At 51.2% G+C, this 16971-nt stretch carries 10 protein-coding genes; all 10 read left to right on the top strand.

The window, feature by feature from the left end; all coding sequences use genetic code 11:
• The first annotated feature begins 54 nt into the window (after positions 1–54).
• The 10 genes from tkt to cysK all read left to right on the top strand — a co-directional run bounded on the left by tkt (position 55) and on the right by cysK (position 16956).
• A complete protein-coding gene (gene tkt, locus EJL91_RS07750; RefSeq protein WP_125141385.1) occupies positions 55–2040 on the top strand; it encodes a transketolase in 1986 nt (661 codons plus the stop codon).
• 666 nt (positions 2041–2706) lie between these two features.
• On the top strand, positions 2707–2979 hold the full coding sequence (locus EJL91_RS07745) for a hypothetical protein (protein ID WP_125141384.1): 273 nt from the start codon (positions 2707–2709) through the stop codon (positions 2977–2979).
• A 123-nt stretch (positions 2980–3102) separates the two neighbouring features.
• Entirely contained in the window at positions 3103–4047 is a 945-nt protein-coding gene (locus EJL91_RS07740) for an ROK family glucokinase (protein WP_125141383.1), read from the top strand.
• A gap of 137 nt (positions 4048–4184) precedes the next feature.
• A complete protein-coding gene (locus EJL91_RS07735) occupies positions 4185–5855 on the top strand; it encodes an amidohydrolase (protein WP_125141382.1) in 1671 nt (556 codons plus the stop codon).
• A 449-nt stretch (positions 5856–6304) separates the two neighbouring features.
• Complete coding sequence (locus tag EJL91_RS07730; protein ID WP_243125271.1) at positions 6305–10690, top strand: hemoblobin-interacting domain-containing protein; 4386 nt, start codon at positions 6305–6307, stop codon at positions 10688–10690.
• A gap of 404 nt (positions 10691–11094) precedes the next feature.
• Positions 11095–12762: a putative manganese-dependent inorganic diphosphatase gene (locus EJL91_RS07725; RefSeq protein ID WP_125141381.1), complete on the top strand. Its 1668-nt coding sequence runs from the start codon at positions 11095–11097 to the stop codon at positions 12760–12762.
• A gap of 330 nt (positions 12763–13092) precedes the next feature.
• Complete coding sequence (locus EJL91_RS07720) at positions 13093–13830, top strand: flavin reductase family protein (RefSeq protein WP_341466970.1); 738 nt, start codon at positions 13093–13095, stop codon at positions 13828–13830.
• Positions 13808–14377 carry a shikimate kinase gene (locus EJL91_RS07715; protein WP_243125270.1) on the top strand — a complete coding sequence of 190 codons (570 nt, stop codon included), beginning with the start codon at positions 13808–13810 and terminating at the stop codon, positions 14375–14377. Before EJL91_RS07720 ends, EJL91_RS07715 begins: the two co-directional genes overlap by 23 nt.
• Before the next feature lie 202 nt (positions 14378–14579).
• Positions 14580–15944: a C-GCAxxG-C-C family (seleno)protein gene (locus EJL91_RS07710; RefSeq protein WP_125141380.1), complete on the top strand. Its 1365-nt coding sequence runs from the start codon at positions 14580–14582 to the stop codon at positions 15942–15944.
• Positions 15945–16026: 82 nt separating this feature from the next.
• Positions 16027–16956, top strand: a complete 930-nt coding sequence (gene cysK, locus EJL91_RS07705) for a cysteine synthase A (protein ID WP_125141379.1) — start codon at positions 16027–16029, stop codon at positions 16954–16956.
• Positions 16957–16971: the final 15 nt, after the last annotated feature.

Below are 16971 nucleotides of genomic sequence, written 5' to 3'. Positions count from 1 at the left end.
TTGAATAGTTACACCGGCTAACAACAAAAGTATATCTTTCAGGAGGATCTACAAATGAACCAGATTGACACTCTTTCAGTTAATTCAATCAGAATTTTGTCCGCGGACGCCATCCAGAAGGCAAATTCCGGCCACCCGGGACTGCCGTTGGGCTGCGCAGCTATCGGATATGAGCTGTGGGCAAACCAGATGAATCACAATCCGGCCAATCCAAACTGGGCGAACAGAGACCGTTTTGTCCTGTCGGGAGGACACGGTTCCATGCTGTTATATTCCCTGCTCCATTTATTCGGATACGGAGATCTTTCCAAAGAAGATCTGATGAATTTCAGACAGCTGGGCTCCAGGACGCCGGGACATCCTGAGTACGGCCACACCGTCGGCGTCGAGGCGACGACAGGACCGCTGGGAGCCGGAATGGCGATGGCAACGGGTATGGCGATGGCGGAAGCCCATCTGGAATCCGTGTTTAACAAAGAAGAATATCCCGTAGTGGATCATTATACCTATGTGCTGGGCGGAGACGGCTGCATGATGGAGGGAATCTCCTCCGAGGCATTTTCCCTGGCAGGCACACTGGGACTTTCCAAACTGATCGTGATTTACGATTCCAACAATATTTCCATTGAGGGAAATACGGATATTGCATTCCGTGAGAATGTGGAAGAGCGTATGCGCGCGTTCGGCTTCCAGACGATCACGGTGGAGAACGGCAATGATATTGGCGCCATCGGCATGGCGCTTGAGGCGGCGAGAAGAGATACGGAGCGCCCGTCTTTTATTACGGTTAAGACCCAGATCGGCTTTGGCTGCCCGGCAAAACAAGGCAAAGCAAGCGCCCATGGGGAGCCGTTAGGAGCAGAAAACGTGAAAGCGCTCCGTGAAACCCTGGGATGGCCTTATGAGGAACCGTTTTATGTGCCTGACGAGGTGTATAAACATTTCTCAGAGATCGCAGAGGAAAAGGCGGAGACAGAAGCAGCGTGGAACGTGATGTTTGCCGCATACTGTGAAGAATATCCGGAGATGGAAGAGCTCTGGAATAAGTATCATGACATTCATGCCGCTGAGGCATTAAAAGAAGATGAGCAGTTCTGGAAGAAGCAGGAGAAAGCGGAGGCAACCCGCTCGATTTCCGGAAATATCATCAATTATTTGAAAGATGTGATGCCGAACCTGTTCGGAGGTTCCGCCGATTTGGCTCCGTCCAATAAGACGAACATGTCCGGAGCCGGGGATTTCTCCAAAGAGGACAGGAGCGGACGTAACCTGCACTTTGGCGTCAGGGAACTTGCCATGTCTGCAATCGGCAACGGCATTATGCTGCACGGAGGGCTCAGGGCCTATGTGTCCACTTTCTTTGTGTTCAGCGATTACTGTAAACCAATGGCCCGTCTTTCCGCACTGATGGGAACTCCGCTGACCTACGTCTTCACCCACGACAGTATCGGCGTAGGGGAAGATGGCCCGACCCATGAGCCGGTTGAGCAGATGGCGGCGCTCCGCGCAATGCCGAATTTCCATGTATTCCGTCCGTGTGATGCGACAGAGACACAGGCGGCCTGGTACAGCGCCGTGACCTCGGAGCACACACCGACAGCCCTTGTTCTGACAAGACAGAACCTGGAGCCGATGGACGGAAGCAGCAAAGAGGCATTAAAGGGCGGATATGTCATTGACGACTGTGAGGGAACACCCGACGCAATCCTGATTGCAACAGGATCCGAGGTGGCCCTGGCCGTCAAAGCTAAAGAGACACTGGCTGCGGAAGGAATCAAGATCCGTGTCGTATCCATGCCGTGTGTGGATCTGTTCGAAGAGCAGACCGACGAATATAAAGAATCCGTCCTTCCAAAATCGGTAAGACGCAGAGTAGCGGTGGAGGCCCTCAGCGGCTTCGGCTGGGAACGCTACACCGGCCTGGACGGAAAAACTGTGACCATGGACGGCTTCGGAGCAAGCGGCCCGGCGTCACAGCTCTTTGAGAAATTTGGATTTACAGTGGAGAACGTGGCAGCCGCTGTGAAAGAGATTATGTAAGCGAAAGTCATATAGGGTGGCTGAATAGCGTGAGGAGAACCGGTGTTCCGGGGCTCCTCACGCTTTATTATGTATCCACACTTATAGGTATAGTAATGGGGATTTAATTGAAATGCGAGGACGCCTCTGTAAGACGGCGGACGGGGTGGTGGGAGGGTGTGTATGAGTCTTCAGTCCCGGTTTGCAGGTTGTTGTGAGGGGGAATCCAGGAGAAAAAATTCCTACGGGGACTCGCTCCCGCTTGTGGAATGCGCAACGGATGCTAGCTTCGTGTAAGACCTCAGCAAGCACCGGCGGATTCCAAGGTCCCCTTCGGAAAGTTTTCTCCTTCCTTCCCCGGTCAGGTTGTCGGCGGGACTGAAGACTCAGCGAAGGTTATTGCCCCGTCCGCCGCCTTCAGAGGCTAATTGTCTCTTTCGTCAAGTGGGGAGGTGGTATTGTCGCGGCCACGATATAGTCGTAACTATTTTACATTCTGACGATATTCTGGGATGCATAAAAAGAGTATTAGAATAAACACTCTAAGCTTATAATCTTACACAGTCTCATAGTGAATAGGATGCAGTTTTCCGGTATCTGGGGAAACGCGGTGGCAGCGACAAGCGCCTCCCCCATTGAAGGAATAGGACAGATCAGCCGCCGCAGGCCGGGGGCCGGGCCGCTATCTTGGCTGAGTCTTTCGTCCCGGTCATAACCTTCCTGTGGGGAAGAAGGGAGAAAAAGATTCCGGAGGGAACCTGGGAGTTCATTGGCACTTACCGAGGTCTTTTCGAGGTTAGTACCATTATGTACTCCAACGAGCGCAAGCGTTTCCCGGAGGAACTTTTTCTGCCCGGATTCCCCGCCCACGACAACCTGACGCCCGGGACGAAAGACTCATCGATCCCCCTCACCACCCCGGTCCCCGGCCTGACGGCGGCGTCCTCATTTCTCAATTAAATCCCTCTCTTGCAATATACCAGCCTATCTCTTATAATGGAAATGAAAAATAAAGAGATTGCAGTATAATCACACAATCGGGTAATAATAAATGGAACAGAGAGAGTTAAGGGAGGCCGTAGCATGAGTAAAAAGTGTATTGGCGTAGACGTAGGCGGAACCACGGTAAAGGTTGGAATGTTCGAACTGGACGGGACACTGGTAAAGAAGTGGGAAGTGCCGACCAGAAAAGAGGAGAACGGAAAATACATCCTTCCCGATGCAGCGGCATCGATCCGGAAGGTTTTAAAAGAGCAGAATATTACCCTGTCCGATGTTGCGGGAGTGGGTCTTGGAATTCCCGGACCGGTGCTTCCGAACGGATATGTGGAGGTCTGTGTCAATCTGGGCTGGCATGATATGAACCCGCAGGAAATCCTGAGCGGACTTCTGGACGGCATTACGGTAAAGACGGGCAACGACGCCAATGTGGCGGCTCTTGGAGAGATGTGGCAGGGCGGCGGTAAAGGATACTGCGACATCGTCATGGTGACTCTCGGGACAGGTGTCGGCGGAGGCGTTATCATTGATCAGAAGATTATTCCCGGAAAACACGGCCTGGCAGGTGAGATTGGCCATATGCGGATCCGCGAGGGAGAGAAGGAACCGTGCAACTGTAAAGGCTACGGCTGCGTCGAGCAGATTGCATCGGCTACCGGCATTGCCAGAGAGGCGAGGAGGATCATGGAGAAGAGCAGCGCGGATTCTGCTATGCGTAAATTCGGAGACCGCATATCGGCAAAGAATGTAGTGGACTGCGCTAAGGCGGGAGATGCCCTGGCGCTGGAAGTGATGGAGACGGTCTGCTACTATCTCGGATGGGCGCTTGCCATCGTGTCGATGACCGTGGATCCGGAAGTGTTTGTCATTGGCGGAGGCGTTTCAAAGGCCGGCACATTCCTGACGGACAAGATTCGCAAGTACTATGAGGAGTATACGCCTATTTCAGAGAACAAGGCCGGAATCGAGCTTGCAACACTGGGTAATGACGCTGGAATCTATGGAGCCGCAAGGCTGATTCTGGACTGATTAAGTTTAAGAACAGGCGGGTCTGAGCATAATAATGGGTATAGAGGTTTACGGTTCACGCAGGATGTGCCGCAAGAGGCACTTTAACCATAGAGAAGCCGGATAAAAAACGGAGTGATTCAAACAGGAGTGTTATTATGGCGAAGACTTTATATTATAATGGAACAATTATCACGATGACCGGCACTGAGCCTGTCATGGCGGAAGCAGTGCTGACGGACGGCGGACGGATTCAGGCCGCAGGTTCCCTCGAAGAGGTGAGAGCCATGGCGGAAGAGCCGGTTTTAAAGGATTTGCAGGGGGCAGTGATGCTCCCTGCATTTATAGATCCCCACAGCCATATTACGGCGATGGCAAAGGTGCTGTCTTATGCGGTGCTTCAGGAGGCCGACAGCTTTGACAGCCTGATTGCGCTTCTTAAGAAGTTTAAGGAGGAGCGGAAGCTCGGCGCCGGAGACTGGATTATCGGGACAGGCTACGACCACAATAAACTGGCGGAGGGGAGGCACCCGGACCGCTTTGTCCTGGACGCTGCATTTCCCGATAATCCTGTGATGATAACCCATGCCAGCGGCCACATGGGAGTTGTAAACACTCCGGCTCTTGAAAAGATGGGAATAACAAAGGATACGAAAGACCCGGACGGAGGCCGTATCGGCCGGACGGCAGCCGGATCCGGGAACGGAAAAAGCAGGAACGGAGGAACCGGTGAAGCCGGGAGCGACAGCCTGCACGGTTATGGCGAGCCGGACGGCTATCTGGAAGAGACTGCATTTACCGGCTCCTCTTCCGTGATTCCGGAGCCGGGTATGGAGCAGCTCGCAAGGCAGTTGGAGGCTGCGGAACAGATTTACCTGAGCCATGGAATCACGACAATTCAGGACGGACGCACCCGGAGTGATGAGTGGAAGCTCTTAAAATACGCGGCAGAGAATGAGCTGCTGCATGCGGATGTAGTGGCGTACGCAGCGCTTAACGACGCACATGAGCTGACGGAAGAAAATCCTGATTATACCGGTCAATACTACAATCATCTGCGCATCGGCGGCTATAAAATTTTCCTGGACGGATCCCCACAGGGACGGACCGCCTGGATGAGCAGCCCATACGAGCGCGAACCGGAGGGATACTGCGGTTATCCTATTTTTAAAGATGAAGAGGTTAGGTCATATTTTGAGACGGCGCTCCGGGAGGGACGGCAGCTTCTGGTACATTGCAACGGGGACGCAGCTGCACAGCAGATGATAGATGCCTGCAGAGAGGCGGCCCGGGAGACAGGCGCGGATCCGGGACAGACCCGGCCGGTCATGATCCATGCACAGATGGTGAGATCCGATCAGCTTGCGCAGATGGCGGAGCTTTCCATTACCGCGTCCTTCTTTACGGCCCACACCTGGTACTGGGGAGACGTGCATCTGAAGAATTTTGGGGAGGCGCGCGCCCTTAAAATCAGTCCTGCAAGGACGGCCATCGACGATGGAGTGAATGTGACTTTCCATCAGGATTCGCCGGTGATTCAGCCCGACATGATAGAGACGATCTGGTGCGCGGTAAACAGAATCAGCTGCGGAGGACACCCAATGGGAGTGATGGAGCGGGTTACGCCATACGAGGCCCTGAAAGCGGTGACGGTTAACGCGGCATACCAGTATGGGGAGGAATCGGAAAAAGGGACAATAGAACCGGGGAAAAAAGCAGACTTCGTCATACTTACTGCAAATCCGCTTACCGTGCCACCGATGGAGATTAAGAAAATCCGAGTCCTTGAGACAATTAAGAGCGGAAAAATCCTGTATAAAAGGTTATAATATGGAACCATTCATGGCCAGGCAGCCCGGAGGGCTTGTCAGACAGGGAAAATGATGAGAAGAAAACGATAAAATGAGGAGACCCCGGAGCCGTTAGGCTGCCGGGGCAATTATGAAAAATCTATGTGCAAAATCACCATAAAAGTAAAGAAAAAATGAAATTTCTTATGCTTTTAGTATAAAAATTATATGTGAATAGATTGTGAACAACCTGTTAACAGATTATGAAAGATAAGAAATAAAACGCCTGCAAAACTCCTTTGCGGAATACAGCCTGTGGACAGCATTTCCTGGTTCACAGGCTGTGTCTTTCATAATATGCCAAAAGCATATTGAGAAAAATAGTTAGTCAAAACTAACTATTGGCGTTGACAACCAAATATTTCCAATGCTAGACTGTAATACGTGGTTAGACGGAACTAACCACAGAGGAAATAGGAGGAAAAACAATGAGAAAGTGTATGCGCAGGGCGGTCGTCCCAATATTGACGGCGGCTTGTATGACCTTCCAGACGGGAACGGCATGGGCGGTCCCCACCGGACCGTCACAGGAGGTTCTCACACAGGGAAGATGGGATTTCGGAGACGGAATCTGGAGGTACTATGATTCGGCAGGAACGGCGCGGACGGGATGGCTTCAGACGGCCGGCGGGTGGTATTACCTGGATCCCGGAAATGGAGCGCTGAGGACGGGCTGGCAGAATATAGACGGAAAGCTGTTTTATTTGAACACCGCTCAGGATGGAGTGGAAGGAATGATGCGCACCGGGTGGTTCCAGGAACCGTCCGGACAACGGTATTTTTTGAATACGGCCAGCGACGGAAGCCAGGGTTCTGCCCTGACGGGCTGGCAGTGGATTGACGGCTACTGTTATTTCTTTGAGTCGGCAGAAGGCAGTGAAAAGGGAAAAATGTATGCCGGGAAGGAAGCTCCGGGGGGATTTCTGACGGATGCACAGGGAAGATGGATTGAAAAAGACGGAAGTGTTCATTACGAACCAGGCCGCGGGTTCTCTTCCGCAGATAATACGAAGGCCGCTTCTACCGGCGGCAAAAGCTCCGGCGGCAGAAGTTCCGGAAGCGCAGGCTCCGGAAGCGGAAGTGCGGGCAGTGGCAATTCCGGGGGCAGCGGTTCTGAAAATACGGTTAAGCCGGGCGGTGACGACCTGAATGGCAGTGGTGAAAATACTGTTGATGAAAATACCGGTGATGAGGGTAAATCAGGTGAGCTGATTGACCAGGATAAAACCCAATTTTTGAATCTTGGATGGATCCGATATGCCGTTATCACCTTTGAGGATGGTACGATTGATGATTACAGCGTCCGGATTGACGGAACCGATGTAACAGATACGCTGACCAGGGTTGATGATGACGGTTCGGTTGTAAAATGGGAAAGCACGGTGCTGAAACCCGGTTCAGTCACCGTGACAAGGGAAAGTGACGGCAGGAAACAGACTGTGAAGCTTGGCAGCGCGGCTGCGGCAACGGCTCCGGATGCCGGAGGCGCGGATAATGCTCCGAAGGCAATACTGACGAACGGGCCCGTATCCAGGTTCGACTACTATCTGGATGTTTATGATAAGAATGGCCAGGTCAGAGTGGAGCCTGAGAGAACCACATTTGATCTGAGTGACCGAAGGGGAAGCGCATCGGAGGAGATACCGTCCGCATATTATGTTCCGGATACTCTGATTGACCAGGAGACAGGGAACGGTGAAATTACTGTTAAGCTTTCACTGGAGACGAAGGCCCAGGAAGAGTGGTTTAATGAGATTAAAACAATAAAGGCTCTCAATCAGGAGAACAGCATTCTGAACAGTGAGCTGTCATTCAGGAAGTCCACAGAAAATGCATATGGAAAAACGGGGGTATTGAAAATCAGCCTGCCGCAGACAAATCTTTTTTCCAGAGGCCGCTATCAGTTAAACCTGGTATCCGGTTACAGCACTGCAACGGTGACGGTTCCGGTCCACCTCGTGGATAACAGGACATTTACAATGAAGCTGAATACACTGAATCTGAACCCCGAGCCGGGAGAATGCTTTGCTTTTACAATCGAAGGGGAGGACGGCGCAACATTTGGCAATGAAATCCTGTCACCGATTTACAGAGTGGAGCTGACGGCCCCATCCGGTAAAACAAAAGAGCTGGAAAATATAACGGAATGGTATGAGATAGGGGATATGCTTCATATCTGCGGCACTAATACGAAAGAAGAGACAGTCACGGATGAATCCGGAATATATACGGTAACGGCCTATGCCAACGGCTATAAAACAATGACAAAATCCGTAGAAATCGGTTCTGCCGTAACAATATTCGGTAAACGTTCCGGCAGTTCGGATTACGGCGCAGATGCCATTTCCGGTGCATCCTGGAACGGATCATCAGGTTCCTCCGGAGAATCCGGTTCATCAGGCGGCGGTGATATGAACGCATTCCTGATTTTTGATCATGATCTGATTGTCAATGCGCTGATACTGGAAAAGATCGGAATGACTAATCAAGCTGCTGAAGCTGTTCTCGAACGCTGGGAGTCGCAGAGCCCGGTAGCGGTAATGGACGAGAATGCAGATGAGTTGTTTGATTTCGTAACGTATTTGAATGCGGTAAAGGATGCGGGAATGGGAGACAACGCGGTGCTTTCCTTCCGCCGGTATGCGGAGATTGGCAAAGGACAGACGGAAAACCGGCCATATCAGGTAAAACGGGTGCTGGAAGACGGCCTTCTTGGTTCAACCTTCCTGTTTACCGAGATGACGGGTAAACGTGCGCCTCAGTTGGAAGGACTTAGCGGTGCATTTGGAGAAGATTTGGTGCTGGGCTGCAGCACGGATCCGCTATATTTGAATAAAAACACCAGATTCTATCTGGATGGCAGTGCAACGGAACTTCGTAACGACAGTTACCTGGCCGGATATATGTTTGATGAGGACACCGGGAAAGCTGTCATTTACTCCTCCACAAAGGGGACTGCAGGAGGAAGCATCCAACTAACTGCGGGAGTCCACGAGCTGAGAATCGTTTCTGAAGGATACCAGACGGCAATAGCAGAGCTGAATATAAATAAGGCACAGGAACAGTTTGACCTGTCGCTGTCCAATCCGAACCCGGCGGCGGGAGAAGATGCGGCAGATGCATCTGTATATTATACCGGCCAGGATGTGCATGTGACGGCAGCCTGCGGAGAGGACGACGGGGACCAGGGCGTGCTGCGCGGGGACTTTATGAAGAACCTGAAGGGAATTGAGCTCAGGAAACCGGACGGAAGCAGCTTTAAAGTGACTTCCAATACGGAAGGTTCACTTTCCGGTGATGATAATTATGTGCCCGGTAAATTTGGCTTTGTGTTACAAAAAGGGCTTTTTAAAGAGTCCGGAGATTATATGGTAACGGTACGTGCCGATAATTATACGCCGAAAACACTGGAGTTCAGGATTGAACAGGGAGAGGAAGAGCAGAACCCGTCCGAAACCCCGGCAACGCCTGAGGTGGATAAGGTGGAGAAAAAATCAGCATTTTTCTATGGAAAATATTACCGCGTATCCTTTAATGCCGATTCGGAACAGGCGCTGGAATTATATCTGAAGGAGCTGGAAAACAGCACAAAAACAGAAATTCAGGTAAATGGAGAAAAATATACCTACAGCGGCCTTTCGGTAAGTGAAAGTGATCAGTACCGATACACGGTATCTGATAATGAAACAAATGGTGGAATACAGTATCTGGATCTCAGTATCAACGGCTTTGCGGCAGGAAAAAACACCGTAACAATCGAAGTGGAGGGCTGCGATGATTTGAGCTTTGACGTATTCCTGGATAAAAATGGGGATATAACAGAGGGAGAGGAGCAGGAGCCGCCGGCCGGATTATTGACGGCGCCGGAGGTAAAAAAAGCGGAACTTAAATCTTCTATACTATTGGGAAAATATTATCGTGTAACTTTTGAAAAGGCAACGGAAGAAGAATTAGAGGCGTATCTGAACGTCCTTAAAAATACGGATAAGACAACGATTCAGGTAAACGGACAGGAATATACGTATAGCGGCTCGTCAATTTCTTCAGATGATGTGGATCGGTACAAGGTGTCGGAGGATGAATCCTACGGAATTCTAAAATACCTTGATTTAAGTGTAAACGGATTCAACACGGAAGAAGAGAACGCCATAACCATCGAGGCGGAAGGCTATGACGAACTGAGCTTTGAGATTTACCTCGACGAAACCGGAAAAGTGGCAAAACCGGAGGAGGATATAGACAACTCTGCCGTGACGCCAGCCCCTTCCGAAGATGTTTTACCGCCATCCGAAGAGCCGGGCGAGACAGACAGCAAAACAGAGGAAGACGGTAATAAACCGGAAGTAGATAATAAGGAGCCGGAAGCCGGAGACCAGGAGCCGGAGTCAGGCGACCAGGAACCGGAGACAGGCGATCAGGAGCCGGAGGCAGGCGACCAGAAACCGGAGACAGGCGACCAGAAACCGGAGACAGATGACCAGAAAACGGAGTCAGGCGACCAGGAGCCGGAGACAGGTGACCAGGAGCCGGAGACAGGTGACCAGGAGCCGGAGACAGGCGACCAGGAGCCGGAGACAGATGACCAGAAAACGAAGTCAGGAGACCAGGAGCCGGAGTCAGGAGACCAGGAGCCGGAGACAGGCGGCCAGAACCAGGAGTCAGGCTCTAAGGAACCGGAAGCAGGAGACAAAGCACCGGAAGTTAGCGCCAACGAGCCTGAAGTAAGCAATAAAGAGTCTGAAGCAGACGCTCAGGATCCTGAAGTAAGTGATAAAAGTAAAGACCTGGAGGCAGGTAATAAAGGACTTAAGTAAAACGGTGAATAGCCGGACATAAGCAGCAGGAATCCAAACACAGGCAGTTAAAACCTGAGAGCGCGTAATCCGCCTTCGGATTGGCGCGCCAATAATAAAAAGCGGCAGGGTGGTACGCGGCCGCGGCAGAATGTCAGGCAGAACAGCCGGAATATCCGGCCGGTTCTGCCTGATATTGCTTCAATCCGGCGGTGAAAGGCCTGCAAAGCGTGATTTTCCCCCGTTTGAACTGTAAAAAATACAAAAAGGTAGCTGTTCGGTATTCTGCAAATGTGCTATACTGAAAAATACCTGAGAAGAGGTTACCGTTAACACATCTGCCGGACAGCGGCTGTGCTGCGGACGGATTAAAAAAGAATCGATTATGAATAAATAAAACAGGACTATAAAAATTAGGAGGCCGCATGACAGTTGATAAAACGAAAAAGACGATAGTAATCGGGCATAAAAATCCTGATACGGATTCAATCTGCTCTGCCATCTGTTACGCGAATTTGAAGCAGATTACGACCGGAGGGGAGTATGTGCCGGGCCGGGCGGGGCACGTCAATTCTGAGACACAGTTTGTGCTTGATTATTTCGGGATGGCAGCGCCGAAGGAGACCCTGACGGTCAAAACCCAGGTAAAGGATATAGACATAAGAGAAACAAAAGGCGTGGCAAAGAATATATCCCTGAAAAAAGCATGGAACCTGATGCAGGACGCCGGTGTTGTGACGATTCCGGCCGTTACCGAGGACAATGTGCTGGAGGGGCTGATTACGGTAGGAGACATAACACGTTCCTACATGAACGTTTACGACAGCAGCATCCTCTCAAAGGCATGCACACAGTATACGAATATCATCGAGACCCTGGAAGGGGCAATGCTGATTGGCGATGAGAAGGAATATTTTAAAGAAGGCAAGGTGCTGATTGCCGCAGCAAACCCGGATATGATGGAATACTACATTGAGAAAAACGATCTCGTCATCCTGGGCAACCGGTATGAATCCCAGCTCTGCGCGATAGAGATGGAGGCGGGCTGTATCATTGTCTGCGAGGGAGCAGGCGTATCCATGACAATCAAAAAGCTGGCTCAGGAGAGGGGCTGTACCGTAATTACGACGCCTTACGATACGTATACGGCGGCGCGTCTGATCAACCAGAGTATGCCGATCAGTTTTTTCATGAAAACAGAGAACCTAATCACGTTTGACACCGATGATTACATTGACGATATTAAAGAGGTGATGGCGAGCAAACGCCACCGCGATTTCCCGATTCTCGACAAGAACGGCAAATATAAGGGAATGATATCCCGCCGGAACCTGCTGGGCGCCAGGGGGAAGAATGTGATACTTGTAGATCATAACGAGCGGAGCCAGGCCGTCGACGGAATAGAGAACGCCAATATCCTGGAGATCATCGATCATCACCGGCTCGGTACGGTGGAGACGATGGGACCGGTATTTTTCAGGAACCAGCCGCTTGGCTGCACGGCCACAATTATTTATCAGATGTATAAAGAGAACGGAGTCACTATCGAGAAAAAGATTGCGGGGCTGCTTTGCAGCGCTATTATTTCCGATACGCTTCTCTTCCGTTCGCCGACTTGTACACCGGTGGATAAAGACGCGGCTTTGAAGCTCGCGGCGATTGCCGAGATCGATGTGGAACAGCTTGCCAACAAGATGTTTGCCGCAGGAAGCAAACTGAAAGGCAAGAGTGACGCAGAAATCTTCTATCAGGATTTCAAGCGCTTTACGGCCGGAAAGATTTCCTTCGGCGTGGGCCAGATCACATCACTGAATTCCGGCGAGCTGGATGAACTGAAAGACAGGATGTTATCATATATGGACAGGGCCAGGGAAGACGAGAAGGTGGATATGATGTTCTTCATGCTGACCAATATCCTGACGGAGTCCACGGAGCTTATCTGTGATGGACAGGGGGCCGAACAACTGGCTACCGACGCATTCCACATAGGCGAGGGAGAAACGGATACGGAAAGACATATTGTCAGCCTGCCGGGCGTTGTTTCGAGAAAAAAACAGCTTGTGCCGGGCCTGATGGTAGCGACGGAACAATAGCTCAACTGGCAGGAAATGAGGGTATACATTACCCTTATTCAGAGCGTCGACAAAGTCGCCACTCTGTAGAATTCATGGCATACGCCATAAATTCTAGCCACCGAAGGAAGAACTGCCGATTTCCTCGCGCAAGGGCTGAAGCCCCTAGAAATCGGCAGTTCAGCACTACGGCGGAACTGAATTCCGCCTTCGCGATTTAAAATGAGGGTTACACCCTCAAACTCCCAATACAGGGAAAATATAGTCTGCTTACAGTTTGAATGAGGGTATACATTACCCTCATTTTTTGTTATTATAAAAAGCAGGTCAACACTAAGAGGGATATGGTAGATGAGGTATAAAAACGATAATAAAGAAATAAAAAAGGATACGGTAAAACAGGAAAACGGCGCCATCAAAACCAGTAAAAAAAACGGTACAGACACCCCGGGCGGTCCGGTTTCCCGGAAGGCGCAGTGGAAACCGGGAAATATGGTGTATCCGGTACCTGCAGTCATGGTGACGGTTGCGGATCGGGACGGGGCGAGCAACATTATTACAATCGCCTGGACCGGCACGGTTTGTACCAACCCGCCCATGGCCTATATATCGGTCAGGCCGGAGCGCTATTCATACAGAATGCTGAAGGAGTCGGGAGAATTTGTCATCAATCTGACGACAGAGAAGCTGGTTCATGCAACCGACTACTGCGGGGTCAAATCGGGACGGGATACGGATAAATGGAAAGACACCGGACTTACCCCTATTCCGGCGCACGCGGTCGGCGCTCCGCTGATCAAGGAGAGCCCCGTCAACATTGAGTGCCGTGTGACGGAGGTAAAGGAACTGGGGTCCCACCATATGTTCCTGGCTGAAGTGGTAGCTGTGGATGTGGATGAGGCCTATCTGGATGAGAGGGGTAAGTTTGAACTGCACAAAGCGGCGCCGATTGTCTATTCCCACGGAGAATATTACGGACTTTCCAGCCTTTTGGGAACATTCGGCTACAGCATAAGAAAAAAGACGGTATCCGTCAAAGGCGGAAGAAAAACGGCAGGAGGAAAGCATGGTACTCAACAGGGACGATAAGACTGAATCAGAGATGGGAGTGCGCAGCACGGGAAACAACATAACATTGATTGGTATGCCGGCAGCAGGAAAGAGCACGGTCGGAGTGCTGCTCGCCAAGCGCCTCGGTTACTCTTTCATTGATGTGGATATTGTGATTCAGGAAGAAAAGGGAAAGCTGCTGAAGGAAATTATTAAAGAACAGGGCCTCGACGGATTTATGGAAGTAGAAAACCAGGTCAATGCGGGGCTGAAAGCAAACCGCGCCGTAATTGCCCCCGGAGGAAGCGTAATCTACGGGAAAGAGGCGATGGAAAACCTGAAATCCCTGGGACCGGTCGTGTATCTCAAAATCAGCTATGAGGAACTGCTCAGCAGGCTTGGAGATGTGGTTGACCGCGGGGTTGTCCTGAAGGACGGAATGACGCTTAAAGATCTCTATGAGGAAAGAATTACATATTTTGAGAAGTACGCCGATATCATCATAGATGAGGAAGGGAAGGAACTGGGTTCAGTCGTGGATGAACTCCGTGAATTGATGGAAGAAAGAGGGCTGGTACTGGGATAAGAGTATAGAGACCGGGACAGTCAGGGTCAGGAAAGCCGGATAAGAGACATCCAGGCTTACGAGGGCCTTTAGAACAGGCAGGTTTAAAAGATCCGGGGCATGTATGGCTGGATTCAGTGCACGGCGGCAGAGGTACCGCCGTATACGGTTTGAGTGGGATAGGAATACATAAGAATATATATTAAAGAGAGGGAATATGCAAATGAACAAACAGAAGTTACGCCACTATTATCTTGAAAAGGACTACAACTGTGCAGAGACGGTGCTCCGTGTAGCAAATGAGGAATACAATCTGGGACTGAATGAGGATTCATTCCGGCTGGTCAGCGGGTTCGGCGGCGGAATGGGCTGCGGTGAGACCTGCGGGGCGCTCAGCAGCGCGATGGCGGTTATCAGCATGTTTCTCGTGGAGGACAGGGCCCATGCCACGGAAGGTTTTAAAGAGAAATGTGCGGAGTTCTGCCAGAGCTTTGAGCGGGAACTGGGAAGCACGAAGTGTTCCGTTCTGAAGGACAAATATACCGTGGAAGAGAGCAGATGCCTGAAGACGGTAGAACTCTCATACAGCCTCCTGGAGAATTTCCTGGCGGCTGAGGGCCTCATCGAGGCGGAGAAAAAGGGCGTTACGGTGAGTCAGGAAGATATCACAAGAGTCAAGGCGCTGGGATTTTTACATAATAAGGGAACCGATTGTTTCAACGGCCGTATTGTCACAAGAAACGGAAAAATAACGGCGGCTGAAAATGCCAAGATAGCCGAGGCGGCAGAAAAATACGGTGACGGACATATCGCAATGACCACACGCCTCACAATGGAGGTAACGGGAATTCCCTATGAGAACATCGAACCGTTCAGGGAGAGTCTGGCAGAGGTAGGACTGGAGACGGGAGGAACCGGTTCCAAGGTTCGTCCGGTTGTTTCCTGCAAGGGAACGACATGCCAGTACGGGCTGTGCGATACATTTGCCCTGTCCGACAAGATCCATACGAGATTTTACAAGGGATACCGGGGCGTCAAACTGCCTCATAAGTTTAAAATAGCAGTGGGCGGATGTCCGAATAACTGTGTAAAGCCGAGTCTGAATGATTTCGGTATCGTAGGACAGAACGTACCGGCGGCCGATCCGGAACTTTGCCGCGGATGTAATAAATGTACGGTAGTTGACGCCTGTCCGGTGGGAGCTGCGGTATTGAATGACAGCGGCATCGCGGTTCAGGAAGACCAGTGCAACAACTGTGGACGCTGTGTCGGCAAATGCCCGTTCGGCGCCGTGACATCCTCCTTCGAAGGATACAAAGCCGTAATTGGAGGAAGATGGGGTAAGAAGATCGCTAAAGGACGCCCGGTAAGGACTGTTTTCAAATCGGAAGAGGAAGTGCTTGACGTACTGGAGAAGGCTATCCTTCTGTTCCGGGAACAGGGAATAACCGGAGAGCGTTTCTCCGATACAATAGAAAGACTGGGATTTGACAACGTGGAAGCACAGCTTCTGGACAACGGACTTCTGGAGCGGAAGGAAGAAATTATCAATGCCCAGGTGCATCTCAAAGGAGGGGCAACCTGTTAATTCCATATAAGGAAAGTATTATATATCAGACGGTAAAATGTGATGGCAGGCAGCCGCAGATCAGGAAAAGGAGAGAATTGCCATGGGAAAAATTTATCAGGGAATTGAAGAACTCGTAGGCCATACACCGCTTGTCGGTCTGAGAAGACTGGCGGCGCAGGAAGGGGCAAAGGCAGAAATTCTTGCAAAGCTCGAATGCTTTAACCCGGCAGGAAGCGCCAAGGACAGAGTGGGACTTCAGATGATATTGGACGCGGAAGCGGCGGGAATCCTGAAAGAAGGCTCGGTTATTATTGAACCGACCAGCGGCAACACGGGCGTCGGCCTGGCGGCTGTAGCGGCAGCGAGAGGATACAGAACCATCATCACCATGCCCGACAGCATGAGCATGGAACGCAGGAAACTCCTTACGGCACATGGTGCGGAGCTGATCCTGACGGAGGGAAAGAAAGGAATGCCGGGGGCCATACAGAAAGCCGAGGAACTTCAGAAAACGGTAGAAAACAGCTGGATTGCCGGACAGTTTGTTAATCCCTCCAACCCGGGGGCGCATTATAGAAGCACCGGACCGGAGGTTTGGGAAGATACGGACGGAGGTGTGGATATCTTCGTGGCAACGGTGGGAACCGGTGGAACACTTACGGGAACCGGGCGCTACCTGAAGGAGAAAAATCCGTCCATCCGGGTGGTAGCGGTGGAGCCTGTGAAATCTCCGGTGCTTTCGGGCGGAGTTCCGGGACCTCACGGAATCCAGGGAATCGGGGCTGGATTTATCCCGGAAATCCTGGATACCGGAATTTACGATGAAATTATGCTGGCCCAGGAAGAAGATGCCTACAGGATGGGCAGGCTGATGGCGGCTAAAGAGGGATTTCTTGTGGGTATTTCCTCCGGAGCAGCTCTCTGGGCCGCAGTAGAGCTGGCTAAACGGCCGGAGAATGAAGGCAAGAAAATTGTGGTGGTTCTTCCCGACACCGGAGAACGCTATTTATCGACGGAGCTGTTTAAATAATTCAGCGGAAGGGGA

Source organism: Clostridium transplantifaecale, assembly GCF_900626075.1.
GTDB lineage: Bacteria > Bacillota > Clostridia > Lachnospirales > Lachnospiraceae > Otoolea > Otoolea transplantifaecalis.
Note: the sequence above shows the minus strand (reverse complement) of the source record. Positions and strands in the feature narration are given on the sequence as shown.

Coding starts and splice junctions, on each gene's coding strand:
- cysK (WP_125141379.1), top strand. CDS start 16,027: ATGGGAAAAATTTATCAGGGAATTGAAGAACTCGTAGGCCATACACCG.
- EJL91_RS07715 (WP_243125270.1), top strand. CDS start 13,808: ATGGTACTCAACAGGGACGATAAGACTGAATCAGAGATGGGAGTGCGC.
- tkt (WP_125141385.1), top strand. CDS start 55: ATGAACCAGATTGACACTCTTTCAGTTAATTCAATCAGAATTTTGTCC.
- EJL91_RS07735 (WP_125141382.1), top strand. CDS start 4,185: ATGGCGAAGACTTTATATTATAATGGAACAATTATCACGATGACCGGC.
- EJL91_RS07725 (WP_125141381.1), top strand. CDS start 11,095: ATGACAGTTGATAAAACGAAAAAGACGATAGTAATCGGGCATAAAAAT.
- EJL91_RS07740 (WP_125141383.1), top strand. CDS start 3,103: ATGAGTAAAAAGTGTATTGGCGTAGACGTAGGCGGAACCACGGTAAAG.
- EJL91_RS07730 (WP_243125271.1), top strand. CDS start 6,305: ATGAGAAAGTGTATGCGCAGGGCGGTCGTCCCAATATTGACGGCGGCT.
- EJL91_RS07720 (WP_341466970.1), top strand. CDS start 13,093: ATGAGGTATAAAAACGATAATAAAGAAATAAAAAAGGATACGGTAAAA.
- EJL91_RS07710 (WP_125141380.1), top strand. CDS start 14,580: ATGAACAAACAGAAGTTACGCCACTATTATCTTGAAAAGGACTACAAC.